This window comes from Streptomyces sp. NPDC058086 (assembly GCF_042885015.1).
Lineage (GTDB): Bacteria > Actinomycetota > Actinomycetes > Streptomycetales > Streptomycetaceae > Streptomyces.
The window spans coordinates 104,890-122,690 of sequence record NZ_JBHVST010000011.1 but is presented as its reverse complement, the minus strand read 5'-3'; the positions used below and the strand labels follow the sequence as shown (position 1 = coordinate 122,690).

The 17,801-nt window shown below is 69.4% G+C and carries 11 protein-coding genes; 5 read left to right on the top strand and 6 right to left on the bottom strand.

Annotated features, from left to right (window positions below):
• Positions 1–206: 206 nt before the first annotated feature.
• Positions 207–1,343 carry a molecular chaperone DnaJ gene (gene dnaJ / locus ACFVWD_RS11600; RefSeq protein ID WP_067369954.1) on the bottom strand — a complete coding sequence of 379 codons (1,137 nt, stop codon included), beginning with the start codon at positions 1,341–1,343 and terminating at the stop codon, positions 207–209.
• Positions 1,344–2,366 (bottom strand): heat-inducible transcriptional repressor HrcA, encoded by a 1,023-nt coding sequence (gene hrcA, locus ACFVWD_RS11595; protein WP_075032705.1) that lies wholly within the window; start codon positions 2,364–2,366, stop codon positions 1,344–1,346. It abuts the gene before it with no gap.
• 226 nt (positions 2,367–2,592) lie between these two features.
• Here hrcA and ACFVWD_RS11590 point away from each other — a divergent pair, with 226 nt between their 5' ends.
• Both ACFVWD_RS11590 and ACFVWD_RS11585 read left to right on the top strand, forming a co-directional pair.
• Positions 2,593–3,378, top strand: coding sequence for an MBL fold metallo-hydrolase (locus ACFVWD_RS11590; protein WP_389595337.1), 786 nt, complete (start codon positions 2,593–2,595; stop codon positions 3,376–3,378).
• A 31-nt stretch (positions 3,379–3,409) separates the two neighbouring features.
• Positions 3,410–4,213: a DUF3097 domain-containing protein gene (locus ACFVWD_RS11585; protein ID WP_389595335.1), complete on the top strand. Its 804-nt coding sequence runs from the start codon at positions 3,410–3,412 to the stop codon at positions 4,211–4,213.
• 314 nt (positions 4,214–4,527) lie between these two features.
• On the opposite strand, the gene hemW is transcribed toward ACFVWD_RS11585, so the two are convergent.
• Both hemW and ACFVWD_RS11575 read right to left on the bottom strand, forming a co-directional pair.
• Positions 4,528–5,760, bottom strand: coding sequence for a radical SAM family heme chaperone HemW (hemW, locus tag ACFVWD_RS11580; RefSeq protein ID WP_389595333.1), 1,233 nt, complete (start codon positions 5,758–5,760; stop codon positions 4,528–4,530).
• A gap of 64 nt (positions 5,761–5,824) precedes the next feature.
• A complete protein-coding gene (locus tag ACFVWD_RS11575) occupies positions 5,825–8,140 on the bottom strand; it encodes a SpoIIE family protein phosphatase (protein WP_389595332.1) in 2,316 nt (771 codons plus the stop codon).
• A 205-nt stretch (positions 8,141–8,345) separates the two neighbouring features.
• On the opposite strand from ACFVWD_RS11575, the gene ACFVWD_RS11570 reads away from it, so the two are divergent.
• A complete protein-coding gene (locus ACFVWD_RS11570) occupies positions 8,346–12,422 on the top strand; it encodes a HAMP domain-containing protein (RefSeq protein ID WP_389595397.1) in 4,077 nt (1,358 codons plus the stop codon).
• An 11-nt stretch (positions 12,423–12,433) separates the two neighbouring features.
• Complete coding sequence (locus tag ACFVWD_RS11565; RefSeq protein ID WP_389595330.1) at positions 12,434–13,018, top strand: two-component system response regulator; 585 nt, start codon at positions 12,434–12,436, stop codon at positions 13,016–13,018.
• Between the two features lie 53 nt (positions 13,019–13,071).
• Here the strand turns inward: ACFVWD_RS11565 and ACFVWD_RS11560 are convergent, their stop codons facing one another.
• Together ACFVWD_RS11560 and lepA are read right to left on the bottom strand one after the other, a co-directional pair.
• Positions 13,072–14,946 (bottom strand): AMP-dependent synthetase/ligase, encoded by a 1,875-nt coding sequence (locus tag ACFVWD_RS11560; protein WP_389595329.1) that lies wholly within the window; start codon positions 14,944–14,946, stop codon positions 13,072–13,074.
• Positions 14,947–15,206: 260 nt separating this feature from the next.
• Entirely contained in the window at positions 15,207–17,075 is a 1,869-nt protein-coding gene (lepA, locus tag ACFVWD_RS11555; RefSeq protein WP_389595327.1) for a translation elongation factor 4, read from the bottom strand.
• A 225-nt stretch (positions 17,076–17,300) separates the two neighbouring features.
• Here lepA and rpsT point away from each other — a divergent pair, with 225 nt between their 5' ends.
• Positions 17,301–17,567, top strand: coding sequence for a 30S ribosomal protein S20 (rpsT, locus tag ACFVWD_RS11550; RefSeq protein WP_075032712.1), 267 nt, complete (start codon positions 17,301–17,303; stop codon positions 17,565–17,567).
• Positions 17,568–17,801 lie beyond the last annotated feature (234 nt).

The following is a 17,801-nucleotide window of genomic DNA, read 5'->3' as shown; positions in this document are numbered from 1 at the left end:
CCCTATTTATCTTTTCACACTTGGGGGGGCTCTGTCTTTTTTTTATAATCCCCCGGCCGCGCCCGCGGGGCGGGGCGGCCGCGCGCCCGGGGGCGCCCCCGGGACCGTGACATATGCGGCTCCGCCGCGTGGGCGCGACCAGCCCCCACCCACCCGCGGCCGAAGAACCCCATCGGGAGCCTGGGGCGGAGCCCCAGGAACACCCGTCAGCGACCGTTGAACGCGTCCTTCAGACGCGAGAACAGACCCTGCTGCCCGGGCTGGAACTGCCCGGTGGGCCGCTCCTCGCCCCGCAGTATCGCCAGCTCCCGCAGCAACCGCTCCTGCTCGGGATCGAGCTTCGTCGGCGTGGTCACCTCGACATGCACGATGAGGTCACCCCGGCCGCCGCCACGCAGATGCGTGACACCCCGCCCGTGCAGCGGGATCGACTGCCCGGACTGCGTGCCCGGACGGATGTCGACCTCCTCAAGACCGTCGAGGGTCTCCAGCGGCACCTTGGTGCCGAGCGAGGCCGCGGTCATCGGAATGGTCACCGTGCAGTGCAGATCGTCCCCGCGCCGCTGGAAGGTGGAGTGCGGCAGCTCGTGGATCTCGACGTAGAGGTCACCGGCGGGACCGCCACCGGGCCCGACCTCACCCTCGCCCGCGAGCTGGATCCGCGTGCCGTTGTCGACACCGGCGGGGATCTTGACGGTCAGCGTGCGACGCGACCGGACCCGCCCGTCACCGGCGCACTCGGGGCAGGGAGTCGGGACGACGGTCCCGAAGCCCTGGCACTGCGGACACGGCCGGGAGGTCATGACCTGCCCGAGGAAGGACCGCGTGACCTGGGACACCTCACCCCGACCGCGACACATGTCACAGGTCTGGGCCGAGGTACCCGGCGCCGCGCCCTCACCGTTGCAGGTGGCGCAGACGACGGCCGTGTCGACCTGGATGTCCTTGGTCGTGCCGAAGGCCGCCTCGTCCAGCTCGATCTCGAGCCGGATCATGGCGTCCTGGCCACGCCGCGTACGCGACCGCGGACCGCGCTGCGACGCCGTACCGAAGAAGGCGTCCATGATGTCCGAGAAGTTCCCGAACCCACCGGCGCCGAAGCCGCCCGCACCGCCGCCGCCCGACTGGGACAGCGGGTCGCCGCCGAGGTCGTAGACCTGCTTCTTCTGCGGGTCCGACAACACCTCGTACGCGGCGTTGATCTCCTTGAACCGCTCCTGCGTCTTCGGATCGGGATTGACGTCCGGGTGCAGCTCGCGTGCGAGCCGCCGGAAGGCCTTCTTGATCTCGTCCTGGGACGCGTCGCGGCGTACGCCGAGTACGGCGTAGTAGTCCGTGGCCACTTACGACTCCGCCAGGATCTGTCCGACGTACCGTGCCACTGCGCGTACCGCTCCCATCGTTCCCGGGTAATCCATGCGGGTCGGGCCGACCACGCCGAGTTTGGCTACTGCCTCGCCGCCCGAACCGTAGCCGACCGAGACCACGGACGTGGAGTTGAGTCCCTCATACGCGTTCTCGTGACCGATTCGCACGGTCATGCTCGAATCCCCGGCCTCACCAAGCAACTTGAGAAGCACGACCTGCTCCTCCAGCGCTTCGAGCACCGGCCGGATGGTGAGAGGGAAGTCATGTCCGAAGCGCGTCAGATTGGCGGTTCCGCCGATCATCAGCCGCTCCTCGGTCTCCTCGACGAGCGTCTCCAGAAGAGTGGAGAGCACCGTCGCGACCGTACCCCGGTCCTCCGCCTCGAACGCGTCCGGGAGGTCCTGCACGAGCTGCGGGACATCCGCGAAGCGACGGCCCGCGACCCTGCTGTTGAGCCGGGCCCGCAGATCCGCGAGAGACGTTTCTCCGAACGGTGCCGGGCAGTCGATCATGCGCTGCTCGACCCGCCCGGTGTCCGTGATCAGCACGAGCATCACACGAGCAGGGGCGAGGGACAGCAGCTCCACGTGCCGCACGGTCGATCTCGTCAGCGACGGATACTGCACGACGGCGACCTGCCGGGTCAGCTGCGCAAGCAGCCGCACCGTCCGCCCGACGACGTCGTCCAGGTCGACCGCGCCGTCCAGGAAGTTCTGAATGGCCCGCCGCTCGGGCGCGGTCATCGGCTTGACGCCGGCGAGCTTGTCGACGAAGAGCCGGTAGCCCTTGTCGGTGGGGATCCGCCCGGCGCTGGTGTGCGGCTGGGCGATGTACCCCTCGTCCTCCAGGGCCGCCATGTCGTTGCGGACGGTGGCCGGGGAGACCCCCAGCCGGTGCCGCTCGGTCAGCGCCTTGGACCCGACCGCGACCGGCTCGTCGGTGCCGACATAGTCCTGGACGATGGCGCGCAGCACTTCGAGCCTGCGTTCACTGAGCATCGCGCACACCTCCAGCTGTCGACCCCTCGGCGCCTCGCTTGGCACTCAGCGCGTGCGAGTGCCAGCATTCCCCGGCCCAGTGTACGGCCGGTGGGTACGGCCCCGGCAAGGGCGGCCCCGCGATCTTGTGCAAGGTGCACGGACGTACACCGACGTGTCCCGTGATGTCACACCGTCCCTGCCCGCGATGTCGTACCGTCCACGCCCTCACCGCTAGCGTCGGCGTATGAAGGTGACTTGGGAAGAGTCCGGGTGGGAGGAGCTGACACCGCGGGTCGGGCGGCGGCGGCTTCCGGTCTGGGACTGCACGGTCGGGCTGGTCGTGGGCGAGGGCGGGGCGCTGATCGTCGACGCGGGGTCGAGCCTCGCGGAGGGCGCACGGTTGCGCGGGGAGGCGCAGACGCTCGCCGGCCGCCGTGTGACCTTCCTCGCGCTCACGCACCCCCACTTCGACCATGTCTTCGGCGCGGCGGCGTTCGCGGGCGCGGAGGTCCTCGTCGCGGGCGGCTCGGCCGAGGTGTACGAGCACGGGCGCGAGGAGCTGTACGCGGACGCGGTGCGGTGCGGTCTGGACGCCCGGGCGGCGGAGGAGGCGGCGGACACCCTGGTGCTTCCCCGGCACTACGTGTGGGGTACCTGGCATCTTGAGCTGACCGGCGGCACCGAGGTCCTGCTGGTGCGGATGGGCGAGGGCCACACCGCCCACGACCTCGTGGTCGTGGTGCCGGGCGACCCGACGGTGGTGTTCTGCGGCGACCTGGTGGAGGAGTCCGGCGAGCCCCAGGCGGGCCCCGACGCCGTACCGTCGCGCTGGCCCGGGGCCCTCGACCGGTTGCTCGACCTCGGCGGGGAGGACGCGCTGTACGTGCCCGGTCACGGGGCGGTCGTGGACGCCGGGTTCGTGCGGTCCCAGCGGGACGCGTTGGCCGCGCGTTTCGGCGTGCCGGGTTCCGCCACGCCCGGTTTCGCCACGCCCGGTTTCGACGCGTCGGATTTCGGCGTGTCGCGGTGAGTGCCGCCGGGCTTCTCCTATCGTCATCCGAATGCGCCAGTACTCTCCGGACCTGACTCCGCCATGGAAGAAGCCCAAGCCCGTGCCGGAGGTTCCGGCGGAGCCGGGCCTGGTGGTCGAGGAGCCGGCTACCGGCTTCTGCGGTGCGGTGATCCGCTGCGAGGCGGGCACGGTGACACTGGAGGACCGCTTCGGCAAGCACCGCGTGTTCCCGTTGGAACCGCGCGGCTTCCTCCTGGAGGGCCGGGTGGTCACTCTCACCCGCCCCTCCACCACCGCCGTCCGTCCCACCCGCACGGCCTCCGGTTCGGTGGCCGTCCCCGGCGCTCGGGCCCGGGTCGCCCGTGCCGGCCGGATCTACGTGGAGGGCCGCCACGACGCCGAGCTGGTCGAACGGGTCTGGGGCGACGATCTGCGCATCGAGGGCGTCGTGGTCGAGTACCTGGAGGGCGTCGACGACCTGCCCGCGATCGTGGCGGACTTCTCGCCCGGGCCGGACGCCCGCCTCGGCGTCCTCGTCGACCACCTGGTGCCCGGCAGCAAGGAGTCCCGTATCGCGGCGTCGGTCACGAGCGAGCACGCCCTGGTCCTCGGCCATCCCTACATCGACATCTGGGAAGCCGTGAAGCCGTCCTCCGTGGGCATCCCGTCCTGGCCCCGGGTCCCCCACGGCCAGGACTGGAAAACCGGCGTCTGCCGCGCCCTCGGCTGGCCCGAGAACACCGGCGCCGCCTGGCAGCACATCCTGTCCCGCGTCCACTCCTACAAGGACCTGCAGCCGGAGCTCCTGGGCCGAGTGGAGGAACTCATCGACTTCGTCACAGCCCCGCACTGACAACACGCTCCCTCGCCCTCAAACGCCGGACGGGCTGAAGGCTTTTAGGGGCGCGGGGAACTGCGCGAGCAACCCCCACCGGCCCGCAGCCGAAGAACTCCAGGCAACCGGGGGGATCAGGGGCGCAGCCCCGATCCCCCCGGGGCGCGAGGAACTGCGCGACCAGCCCCCACCCGCCCGCAGGCGAAGTACCACCGGGCGGACGGGGGATCCGGGGCGGAGCCCCGGCCCCCTCAGGGGCGCGGGGAACTGCGCGACCAGCCCCCACTCGCCCGCGGAAGAAGAACACAGCTCGGGTCTGGGGCGCAGCCCCCTCAGTCCACCAGGTCCCTGACCACCGCATCCGCCAGCAACCGCCCACGCAACGTAAGAACCGCCCGCCCCTCGCCGTACGGCCCGGGCTCGAGCAACCCTTCAGACAACGCACGCCCCGCCGCCGCAAGCCCCTCCACCCTCAGCAGCGACAACGGACACCCCTCCCGAAGCCGCAGCTCGAGCAGAATCCGCTCCACCCGCCGGTCCTCCTCCGAGAGGAGCTCACGCCCCGCCCCCGGAGACCGCCCCGCGGCCAACGCCCCCGCATACGCCCCGGGATGCTTCACGTTCCACCACCGCACCCCGCCCACATGGCTGTGGGCCCCGGGCCCGGCCCCCCACCAGTCGGCACCCCGCCAGTACAGCTCGTTGTGCAGGCACCGCCCGGCGGCGGAAGTGGCCCAGTTCGACACCTCGTACCAGTCGAACCCCGCCCCGGACAGCACCTCGTCGGCGATCAGATACCGGTCCGCATGCACGTCGTCGTCCGTCATCGGCACCTCGCCCCGCCGGATACGGCGGGCGAGCTGCGTCCCCTCCTCGACGATCAGCGCGTACGCGGAGACATGGTCAGGCCCGGCACCGAGCGCGGCGTCGAGCGAGGCCCGCCAGTCGTCGTCGGACTCACCGGGCGTGCCGTAGATCAGGTCGAGGTTCACATGCTCGAACCCGGCCGCACGCGCCTCCGCGACACACGCCTCGGGCCGGCCGGGGGTGTGCGTACGGTCGAGCACCTTGAGGACGTGCTGCCGGGCGCTCTGCATGCCGAAGGAGATCCGGTTGAACCCTCCGGTCCTGAGCGTCTCCAGATACCGCGGATCAACCGACTCCGGGTTCGCCTCGGTCGTGATCTCCGCGTCGTCCGCGAGCCCGAACTCGTCCCGGATCGCCCCCAGCATCCGTACGAGGTCGTCGGCGGCCAGCAACGTGGGCGTACCGCCGCCGACGAACACCGTACGGACGGGTCGCGGGTCGTCGCCGAGGACCTTCCGGGCGAGCCGGACCTCGTCGATCAGCGTCTCCGCGTAGTTGTCGCGGGAGGCGAGCACGCCTCCGGTGCCCCGCAGCTCGGTCGCCGTGTAGGTGTTGAAGTCGCAGTAGCCGCAGCGGGTCGCGCAGTACGGCACGTGGAGGTAGAAACCGAGGGGGCGCTCGGCGGCTCCGGCCAGGGCGATCGCGGGCAGCGCCCCGTCGTCGGGGACGGGCTCACCGTCGGGAAGTGCGGAAGGCATGCCTTCCATTGTCCCGTACTCGGCCGCGTACCCCTTTCCAGCCGCTCACCTGCCGTTTCTCGCTCTATTCCGCCCACTCCGCCTGCAGCACCAACAACGCCAGGTCGTCCTCCGGCGGCTTGCTGCCGAACTCGTGCACGAGCCGCCGGATCCGTTCCGCGACGAGCTCGGCACTCAGCCCCGTACAGCCCGCGAGGGCCTCCGCGAGCCCTTCGTCGTCATCGAACTGACGCGGCCCGCTGCGGCGCTCCGTCACCCCGTCGGTGACACACAGGACGGTGTCGCCGGGGTACAGGTCGAAGGTCTCGGAGACGTAGGTCGCGTCCTCGAAGACACCGAGGAGGGTCTGTGGCTCGGCCACCTCCCGTACGTCGCCGTCGGGGCCGAGGATCAACGGCAGCGGGTGCCCGGCGGAGGCGAGGGTGCAGCGTACGCCGCCCTCGAAGGGCACCAGCTCGCCGTACAGCATGGAGAGGAAACGGGTCTGCGGACCCTCGTCGGGGCCGAGACCCGGCCCGCCCGCCGCCACCAGCGCACGGGCCGCCGCGTCCGCCGCCTCCGTCGCGTCGTCGAGGAGGAGCTGGTTGAGGCGGTCGAGGACGTCCGCGACGTGGTAGCCCTCGCGGGCCAGCAGTCGCACCCAGGGCCGGGCGAGGCCGATCACGACGGCGGCCTCGGGCCCCTTGCCCTGGACGTCGCCGAGGACGAAGCACCAGCGCCCGTCGCCCGCGGGGAACAGGTCGTAGAAGTCACCGCTGGGTCCGCCCTTGTCGAGCGGCTCGTACACGAGGGCACTGCGCACCCCGGGGATCTCGGCGACCGCGCCGGGCAGCAGGCCCCGCTGGAGGACCCGGCTGATGGTGGCCTGGCGGGCGTACTGGCGGGCCGCGCCGATGGCGAGGGCGATCCGCCGGCTGAGGTCCTCGACGAGCCCGGTGATCTCGTCGGGGAAGGCGGCCAGTCCGGCCCGGCCGATGACGAGGGTGCCGAGCGGCCGGCCGCCCGCGATCAGCCGGTACGCGAGCGCCGCCCCGCTCACCCCGCCCGCGCCCCCCGTCTGCCCCGGCACCTGCCCCGTGCCCAACGCCTCTCCCGGTCCTAACGCCTCCCCCGGCCAGGGCACCGGCACCGCCCGGGACCGCACCGAGTCCGGCAACCGTGGCGGATCCTTCTCCAGGGCCCGCCGCAGCTCCTCGATCCGGTTCTCACTGCCGTGCCAGACCCGGGCGAGCCGGGGTCCGAGGGCCAGCCCGAGTCCACCCGCCCGGTCGGTGGCCTCGTCCTCCAGCCATACGGCACACCAGTCGGCGAGCCTCGGTACGAGGAGCTGTCCGGCGAGCGCGGCGACGAGGTCCTCGTCGAGCTGCCCGGCGAGCAGGTCGGAGGCCTCGGCGAGGAAGGAGAGGGCGCCGCGGTTGAGCCAGTCGCCGTCCTGTCGCGGCCTCTGCCGCGGTCCGGGGGCGACCGTCTCGCCGACCGGCCCCGTCTCACCGGCCGGTCCCGTCTCGCCGACCAGCCCCGTCTCACCGACCAGTCCCGTCCCGCCTGGCAGTCCGATTCCGCCCGGCAGTCCGATTCCGTCGGCCAACCCCGAACCGGCGGACAGTCCCGCGGCGTCCGTCATTCCCGGCCCGACACCCATCCCCCTGTCGACACCGAACCCACCACCCACAATCAACCCATGCTCAACGCCCAACCCACCACCAACACTCAGCCCACCACCAACACTCAGCCCGCCTTCAACACCCAACTCACCCTCGATACCCAACCCGCTCTCAACACGCAACCCGCCTTCAACGCCCAACCCGCTCTCGACGCCCAGCCCGCCCTGGACGCCCAGCCCCTCGTCGACGCTCAGCCCCCCGTCCACGGGCAGCCGCGCCCACACCGTCTTGACCCCGGTCCGATACGTGATCCCCCACGCCTCCGACAGGGAGGCGACCAACCGCAGCCCCCGCCCGTACTCCGGTATGCCGTACGCCCGTTCGGCCGACTCCTCGCGCACCGCCCGCGAGGGATGGTGGTCGGAGACCTCGACGACCACCGCGCCCACCGCACCGCCGTCGGTGATCTCCAGTCGGCACAGCAGCTCGACGTCGGTGCCCGCGTGCACGACGGCGTTGGTGACGAGTTCGCTGACGACCAGGACGGCGTCCTCGGCAAGGCGCTCGCGGACGATCTCGGCGCCGGGCAGGGCGAGTTCCCCCCAGTCGGCGAGCGTCTCGCGCACCATGCGGCGGGCGGCGCCGGGCGCGAGCGGAGTGCCCGGCAGCGCGGCGTGCGCCATGGCTTCCTGACCCGCGCGGTAGTGCGCGGGCGTACCAGGGGCAAGCGCCGTGGAGTCCAGTTGCGACTCCCGTTGCGTCGGAATGGCCCCCACTGTGCGGCTCCCTGAGCAGTTCGGACGAATACGCCTCAGGCGACACGGACAGAGTGACAGACTGGCCACGCCCATAAGCGCCGAGTTACCGAAGTGGGCCGCCATGAGTGAGAACAGTGCTACGCGTGTGCTCGAAGACGGACAGATTCGGGCATTCGACGACGGCCGGATCCCGGCGTCCGATCTGCGTCCGCTGCTCGCCGCGATGACCGCCGCGCGGGACGGTGACTTCGCCAAGGTGCCGGAGACGGGGCACGGCCTGGTGGCCGACCTGACCGCGGCGTTCAACCAGATCATCGACCGCAGCACCCACTTCAACACGGAAGTGCAGCGGGTACGACGGGAGCTGGTCCGGCACGGACGGCTCGACGAGCGGCTGTCGGCGAGCCCGGGCCAGGGCAGTTGGACGACCCGCGTCAATGACGTGAACCAGCTGCTCGACGCCCTGGTGGCGCCCGCCGCGAACGCGACGCGCGTCCTGGACGCGGTGGCCGGCGGCGACCTCACCCAACGGGTCGACCTGCACGACGGCAACCGTCAGCTCAGAGGCGATCTGAGGAGGTTGGGGCGCGCCGTCAACAAGATGGTCGATCAGCTCTCCCTCTTCACGGGCGAGGTGACCCGGGTCGCGCGTGAGGTCGGCACCGAAGGCCGTCTCGGCGGGCGCGCCAAGGTGCAGGGCCTGTCGGGCAGTTGGCGCGATGTGACCGAAGCGGTCAACACGATGGCGTCCCGGCTGACCGCCCAGGTCCGTGACATCGCCCTGGTGACCACGGCGGTGGCGCGCGGCGACCTGACCCGTACGGTGACGGTCGAGGCGACCGGTGAGCTGCTCGAACTGAAGCTCACCGTGAACACGATGGTCGACCAGCTGTCCGCCTTCGCCGACGAGGTCACCCGTGTGGCCCGCGAGGTCGGCACCGAAGGGCAACTGGGTGGCCGCGCCCAGGTCAGAGGCGTCTCGGGAGTCTGGAAGGACCTCACCGACAACGTCAACTTCATGGCCTCGAACCTGACCTCCCAGGTCCGCAACATCGCCCAGGTCACCACGGCCGTCGCCAACGGCGACCTCAGCCAGAAGATCACGGTGGACGCGAAGGGCGAGATCCTCGAACTCAAGTCGACCATCAACACCATGGTCGACCAGCTCTCCGCCTTCGCCGACGAGGTCACCCGCGTCGCCCGCGAGGTCGGCACCGAGGGAAACCTCGGCGGGCGGGCCCAGGTCAGAGGCGTCTCCGGCGTCTGGAAGGACCTCACCGACAACGTCAACTTCATGGCGGACAACCTGACCTCGCAGGTTCGCAACATCGCCCTCGTCTCCACGGCCGTCGCGCAGGGCGATCTCGGCAAGAAGATCACGGTCGAGGCGAAGGGCGAGATCCTCGAACTCAAGTCGACCATCAACACCATGGTCGACCAGCTCTCCGCCTTCGCCGACGAGGTCACCCGCGTCGCCCGCGAGGTCGGCACCGAGGGAAACCTCGGCGGCCAGGCCCAGGTCAGAGGCGTCTCCGGCGTCTGGAAGGACCTCACCGACAACGTCAACTTCATGGCCCTGAACCTGACCTCCCAGGTCCGCAACATCGCCCAGGTGACGACGGCCGTCGCGAACGGCGACCTGTCGAAGAAGATCACGGTCGACGCCCGCGGCGAGATCCTGGAGCTGAAGGACACCGTCAACACGATGGTGGAGCAGCTGCGCGCCTTCGCCGACGAGGTGACCCGGGTGGCCCGCGAGGTCGGCACCGACGGGCGGCTCGGCGGACGAGCCCAGGTTCTCGGCGTCTCCGGCGTCTGGCGGGATCTGACCGACAATGTCAACTACATGGCCGACAACCTCACTTCGCAGGTGCGGAACATCGCGCAGGTCGCCACCGCCGTGGCGCAGGGAGACCTCTCGAAGAAGATCGACGTGGACGCCCGCGGCGAGATCCTCGAACTGAAGACGACCATCAACACGATGGTCGACACGCTCTCCTCCTTCTCCTCCGAGGTCACCCGTGTCGCCCGCGAGGTGGGGTCGGAGGGCCAACTCGGCGGTCAGGCACGGGTCGAGGGCGTGTACGGCACCTGGAAGCGCCTCACGACCAACGTCAACGAACTCGCCTCCAACCTCACCACTCAGGTCCGCGCGATCGCCGAGGTGGCCTCCGCGGTGGCCCAGGGCGACATGTCCCGCTCGATCACCGTGGAGACGCAGGGCGAGGTCGCCGAGCTGAAGGACAACATCAACCTGATGGTGGCCAACCTCCGCGAGACGACCCGCGCGAAGGACTGGCTGGAGTCGAACCTCGCCCGCCTCGCCGCGCTGATGCAGGGCCACCGGGACCTGATGGAGGTCGCCGACCTGATCCTGCGCGAGCTGACCCCGCTGGTGAACGCGCAGTACGGCGCCTTCTTCCTGGCCGACCCGGAGGAGGACGGGGCCTCCCTCCACACCGCCGTCCCCGCCAAGGGACTCGCCTTCATCGCCGGATACGGCTCGGCACAGGGCGCCACGGTCGACACGGGCGGCATGCCGGTGCACGGCCTGGTCCGGCAGGCGGCCCGCGAGAAGAAGCGGATCCTCGTCGAGGAGGCCCCGCCGGACTACATCAAGATCAACAGTGGTCTGGGGGAAGCCGCCCCCGCCAGCGTCGTCATCATCCCGATCCTCTTCGAGGACAAACTCCTCGGCGTGATCGAGCTCGCCTCCTTCTCCCGCTTCTCCGACGTCCATCTGGCCTTCTTCGACCAGTTCGTGAACACCATCGGCGTGGCCATCAACACGATCATCGCCAACTCCCGTACGGAGTCCCTGCTCGGCGAGTCCCAGCGTCTCGCCATCCAGCTCCAGGACCGCTCGGACGAACTCCAGTTGCAGCAGGCGGAGCTGCAACGCTCGAACGCCGAACTGGAGGAAAAAGCGGCGCTCCTGGCGACGAGCTCGCAGTACAAGTCGGAGTTCCTGGCGAACATGTCGCACGAGCTGCGCACGCCGCTGAACTCGCTGCTGATCCTGGCCCGGCTGCTGTCGGACAACCCGGACGGCCATCTCTCCGACCAGGAGGTGCAGTTCGCGACGACGATCCACCGCTCGGGATCGGACCTCCTCCAGCTCATCAACGACATCCTCGACCTGTCGAAGATCGAGGCGGGCCGTATGGACGTACGCCCGAAGAAGCTTCCCCTGATCAAACTCCTCGACTACGTCCACGCCACGTTCCGCCCACTCACCCTCGACCGGGGTCTCGCCTTCGAGGTGGCGGTCGGGGAGGACGTACCGCGGGAGATGTACTCGGACGAGCAGCGGCTCCAGCAGATCCTGCGCAACCTGCTCTCCAACGCGATCAAGTTCACCGCGACCGGCCGGGTCGAACTGCGCGTCAACCGCCTCAAGGACCCCGACCACGCCTTCACCCGGGAGAACAGCGACGACGTGATCGCCTTCGCCGTCTCCGACACCGGCATCGGAATCGCCGCGGAGAAACTCCCGGTGATCTTCGAGGCGTTCCAGCAGGCCGACGGCACCACCAACCGCAAGTACGGCGGCACCGGCCTCGGCCTGTCCATCAGCCGGGAGATCGCCGGGCTCCTCGGCGGCCGCATCATCGCGGAGAGCGCCCCCGGCAAGGGCTCCACCTTCACGCTGTACGTCCCTGTCATCAGCCCCGGCCACACGGCGACCGGCCCCGCCCCGGAGGACGACCGGCCGCTCGTGCCCGAGCAGTTGTCCACCGAGCCGTACACCTCCCACGACACCGACGACTCCTGGCCCACCCCGACCAAGCTGGAGGCGTGGAAGGCCGGCCGGGCGGGTCAGGTCCTGCCGGGGCGGCGGGTGCTGATCGTGGACGACGACATCCGCAACGTCTTCGCGCTCACCCATGTCCTGGGCCGCGTAGGCATGCCCGTCCTGTACGCGGAGAACGGCCGCGAGGGCATCGAGACCCTGGAGCGCAACCCCGACGTGCAACTCGTCCTGATGGACATCATGATGCCGGAGATGGACGGCTACGAGACGATCTCCGCCATCCGCCGCACCCCCCGCTGGACGGGCCTGCCGATCGTCGCCCTCACCGCGAAGGCGATGCCGGGAGACCGCGAGAAGTCCATCGCGCGCGGTGCCAACGACTACGTACCCAAGCCGGTGGACGTCGATCAGCTGCTCACGGTCGTCTGCGCCCTCCTCGACCCGGAGAGCGTGAACGACGCGGAGCAGGACGACTCCGAAGGATCCGTTGTTCCGGGGCCGAGCACATCGTCCGAGGAGGCCGCGGCCCCGCCGACGACCGAATGAGGACAGTCACCATGAGCGCTGAGGAAACGACCTACGAGCGCGCCAGCATCCTCCTGGTCGACGACATGGAGGACAACCTGATCGCGCTGGAGGCCGTCCTGGGGTCCCTCAACGAGCCGCTCGTACGTGCGCGTTCGGGCGAGGAGGCGATGAAAGCGCTGCTCAGGCAACGTTTCGCCGTCGTCCTCCTCGACATCCGCATGCCCGGCATGGACGGCTTCGAGACCGCCGCCAACATCAAGCGGCTCGACCAGACCAAGGACGTCCCGATCATCTTCCTGACCGGCACCGACGCCGACGCGGGCTACGCCTTCCGCGGCTACGCCACCGGCGCCGCCGACTACCTGACCAAGCCCTTCGACCCCTGGGTCCTGCGCGCCAAGGTCACGGTCTTCCTGGACCTCCACCGCAAGAACCAGCAGCTGGAACGCCTGCTGACCCAGGAACACACCCACGCGGCCCAGATCAGCACGCGGCTTGCGGCCTTGGAGAAGCGCTTGTCGTCCGAAGACCCCCCGGACCTTTCCGACCTACGGAGGCAGGTCCGAGAACTGCGGAGCCTGGTAGCGGGGCTGAGCGGCAACCGCGCCCTTTAGGGGCGCGGGGAACTGCGCGACCAGCCCCCACCCTCCGCAGCCGAAAGACAACCTCACGCTTCCCTGGAACCCGCGTACATCTCCTCAATCAGCCCCTTGTACTCCCGCTCCACAACCGGCCGCTTCAACTTCAGACTCGGCGTGATCTCCCCGTGCTCCACATCGAGATCCCGCGGCAGCAACCGGAACTTCTTGATGGTCTGCCACCGCTGGAGCCCCTCGTTGAGTTCCTTGACGTACCCCTCGACGAGAGCGACCGTGGCAGGGGCCGCGACGACCTCGGCGTACGACTTGCCCCCCAGCCCGTTCTCCTTCGCCCACTCCAGGATGGATGGTTCGTCCAGGGCGATGAGGGCGGTGCAGAAGTTCCGGTCGGCGCCGTGCACGAGGATGTTGGAGACGTAGGGGCAGACGGCCTTGAACTGGCCCTCGACCTCGGCGGGCGCGATGTACTTGCCGCCCGAGGTCTTGATCAGGTCCTTCTTGCGGTCGGTGATGCGCAGGTACCCGTCGGGCGACAGCTCGCCGATGTCGCCGGTGTGGAACCAGCCGTCGGCTTCGAGGACCTCGGCGGTCTTCTCGGGCAGCCCGTGGTAGCCCTCCATGATGCCGGGGCTGCGCAGCAGGATCTCGCCGTCGTCCGCGATGCGCACCTCCGTGCCGGGCAGCGGCTTGCCGACCGTGCCGGTGCGGTACGCCTCGCCGGGGTTCACGAAGGAGGCGGCGGAGGACTCCGTGAGGCCGTACCCCTCGAGAATGTGGATACCGGCGCCCGCGAAGAAGTAGCCGATCTCGGGGGCGAGCGCGGCGGAGCCGGAGACGCAGGCGCGCAGCCGGCCGCCGAAGGCCTCACGGATCTTGGCGAAGACGAGCGCGTCCGCGACCTTGTGCTTGGCGCCCAGCCCGAAGGGCACGGCGGCTGTGCCGGTGCGGCGGAAGCTGTCCTGGCTGGCCTTCGCGTACTCGCGGGAGACCTCGGCGGCCCACTGGAAGATCTTGTACTTGGCGCCGCCGCCGGCCCGTGCCTTGGCCGCGACCCCGTTGTAGACCTTCTCGAAGATGCGCGGGACGGCCGCCATGTACGTCGGCTGCACGACCGGCAGATTCTCGATGATCTTGTCGACGCGGCCGTCGACGGCGGTGACGTGCCCGACCTCGATCTGACCGGAGGTGAGCACCTTGCCGAAGACGTGGGCGAGCGGCAGCCACAGGTACTGCACGTCGTCGGGGCCGAGCAGCCCGGTCGAGGCGATGGCCTTCGCCATGTACGACCAGTTGTCGTGCGGGAGGCGCACGCCCTTGGGGCGGCCGGTGGTACCCGAGGTGTAGATGAGGGTGGCGAGCTGGTCGGCAGTGATCGCGCCGACGCGCTCCTTGATCAGTTCGGGGTTCTTCTCCAGGTACGCGGCACCGCGCGCCTCCAGTTCGGCGAGGGTGAACACCCCGTCGCCGGTCTCGACGCCGGCAGGGTCGATGACGACGATGTGGGTGAGTTCGGGCAGCTCGGCGCGCTTCTCCCGCGCCTTGGCGAGCTGGGCCGCGTCCTCCGCGATCAGGACCTTGCTGTCGGAGTCGGAGAGGATGAACGCCGACTCCTCGGCGTTCGTCTGCGGGTAGATCGTCGTCGTGGCCGCGCCCGCGCACATGATGCCGAGGTCGGCGAGGATCCACTCGACCCGGGTGGAGGAGGCGAGCGCGACGCGCTGCTCCGGCTGTACGCCCAGTTCGATCAGTCCGGCCGCTACGGCGTAAACCCGCTCGGCGGCCTGCGCCCAGCTCAGCGACTTCCACTCGTCCGAGCCCTCACCTGAGGCGGGGTGGACCGGGTAGCGGTAGGCCTCGGCGTTCGGCGTAGCCGCCACGCGCTCCAGGAAGAGGGCCGCCACGGACGGCGGACGGTTCTCGATCAGGGTCTGTGTGTCGCTCACGACATCCTCCGGGGCCCGCGACAGTGCGTGCGTCTGGCTCGACCGACTGCTGACTGTTGCTGTGCGGCTGGCTGGTTCGGCTGTTGTTTAACTCGCGAGTAACTATCGAGCAGAGATCAGAGTAAGGCGCGTCCGGCCAGTGCGTAAGAGGCGGCGGACTGTCATTTCCTACAGAGAGCGACCCTACGCACGCGTACGGGCTCGCCGCGCCGAAGCGCGACGAGCCCGCATTGTGCCCGAATTCCGGGGGTAACAGGTGGCTACTTCTTGCCCTTCGCCGAACCACCGCTGTCGTCGCTGGACAGCACGGCGATGAAGGCCTCTTGCGGAACCTCCACAGAGCCCACCATCTTCATCCGCTTCTTGCCTTCCTTCTGCTTCTCCAGCAGCTTCCGCTTACGGGAGATGTCACCGCCGTAGCACTTGGCGAGGACGTCCTTGCGGATGGCGCGGATGGTCTCGCGCGCGATGACGCGCGAGCCGATGGCGGCCTGGATGGGCACCTCGAAGGCCTGCCTCGGGATCAGCTCGCGCAGCTTCGCGACGAGCCGCACACCGTACGCGTACGCCGCGTCCTTGTGGGTGATCGCCGAGAAGGCGTCCACCTTGTCGCCGTGCAGCAGGATGTCGACCTTGACCAGGCTGGAGGTCTGCTCGCCGGTGGGCTCGTAGTCGAGCGAGGCGTAACCCCGGGTCTTCGACTTCAACTGGTCGAAGAAGTCGAAGACGATCTCGGCGAGCGGCAGCGTGTACCGGATCTCGACCCGGTCCTCGGACAGGTAGTCCATGCCGAGCAGGGTGCCGCGCCGGGTCTGGCACAGCTCCATGATCGAGCCGATGAACTCGGAGGGCGCGAGGATCGTGGCGCGTACGACGGGCTCGTACACCTCACTGATCTTCCCCTCGGGGAACTCGCTCGGGTTGGTGACCACGTGCTCCGACGCGTCCTCCATGAGGACGCGGTAGACCACGTTGGGCGCGGTGGCGATGAGATCGAGCCCGAACTCGCGCTCCAGCCGCTCCCGGATCACGTCGAGGTGCAGCAGCCCGAGGAAACCGACGCGGAAACCGAAGCCGAGCGCGGCGGAGGTCTCCGGCTCGTAGACCAGCGCGGCGTCGTTGAGCTGCAGCTTGTCGAGGGCGTCGCGCAGCTCGGGGTAGTCGGACCCGTCCAGCGGATAGAGCCCGGAGAAGACCATGGGCTTGGGGTCCTTGTACCCGCCGAGCGCCTCGGTCGCCCCCTTGTTGAGGGTGGTGATGGTGTCACCGACCTTGGACTGCCGGACGTCCTTCACACCGGTGATGATGTAGCCCACCTCACCGACGCCCAGCCCGTCGGCCGGCGTCATCTCGGGGGACGAGACGCCGATCTCCAACAGCTCATGGGTCGCTCCGGTGGACATCATCCGGATCCGCTCACGCTTGTTGAGCTGCCCGTCGATGACACGTACGTAGGTCACGACACCGCGGTAGGAGTCGTAGACGGAGTCGAAGATCATCGCGCGAGCGGGGGCATCCTGGACGCCGATCGGGGCGGGGATCTCGGCGACCACCTTGTCGAGCAGGGCCTCGACACCCAGCCCCGTCTTGGCGGAGACCTTCAGCACGTCATCGGGGTCGCAGCCGATGAGGTTGGCGAGCTCCTCGGAGAACTTCTCCGGCTGGGCGGCCGGCAGGTCGATCTTGTTGAGTACGGGGATGATCTTGAGGTCGTTCTCCATCGCCAGGTAGAGGTTGGCGAGGGTCTGCGCCTCGATGCCCTGGGCGGCGTCGACGAGGAGAACGGTCCCCTCGCAGGCGGCCAGCGACCGGGACACCTCGTACGTGAAGTCCACGTGCCCGGGGGTGTCGATCATGTTGAGGATGTGGGTGTTGCCCGGATCCTCCGTCGGGGCCCAGGGCAGCCGGACCGCCTGGGACTTGATCGTGATGCCGCGCTCGCGCTCGATGTCCATACGGTCGAGGTACTGAGCACGCATCTGGCGCTGCTCGACCACCCCGGTCAGCTGGAGCATGCGGTCGGCGAGCGTGGACTTGCCGTGGTCGATGTGCGCGATGATGCAGAAATTGCGGATCAGAGCCGGGGCGGTACGGCTCGGCTCGGGCACATTGTTAGGGGTCGCGGGCACGCAGGGTCCTGTCTCTTGAGGCGCCTGTCGCCTCGGGTCGGATCGATACGTAGGCTCCATGGTCCCACGGGTGGGGAGCTGCGACCGGTTTGGGCCGGTCGTGCGGCTACTGGTAGCCTGGGTGGCTGTGTCTCGTGCCCTCTCTGCAGGAGGCACACACCCAAGGAAATCAAACGGCGAGTGAGACGTGCTGTCTCGCGCGCCTGAACCTGTAAAGGCTCATTCGTGGCGAACATCAAGTCCCAGATCAAGCGGATCAAGACCAACGAGAAGGCTCGACTGCGCAACAAGTCGGTCAAGTCCTCCCTGAAGACCGCGATCCGCAAGGCCCGCGAGGCCGCTGCCGCGGGTGACGTCGAGAAGGCCACCGAGTACACGCGCGCTGCGTCGCGCCAGCTCGACAAGGCCGTCTCGAAGGGCGTCATCCACAAGAACCAGGCCGCCAACAAGAAGTCGGCGCTTGCTTCGAAGGTCGCTTCCCTCAAGGGCTGAGTCGGCTGGGCCCCATCGGGCTCAACCCCTGACTTGACCGCCGGAAAGGACCAAGCGGGCCCTCTCTTCCGCTCCTGACCGGCACCCCCGGACCCACGCGCGGCCTGCGTTCGCCACGCGGGCGTGGATCCACCATCGTGACCCAAGGGCCCCGTCCCCCTCCTTCCCCAGGAGGGCGAGCGGGGCCTTTGGCGTGGGCAGGGAACTCGGGGCGAAGCCCCGCCCCCAGGGGCG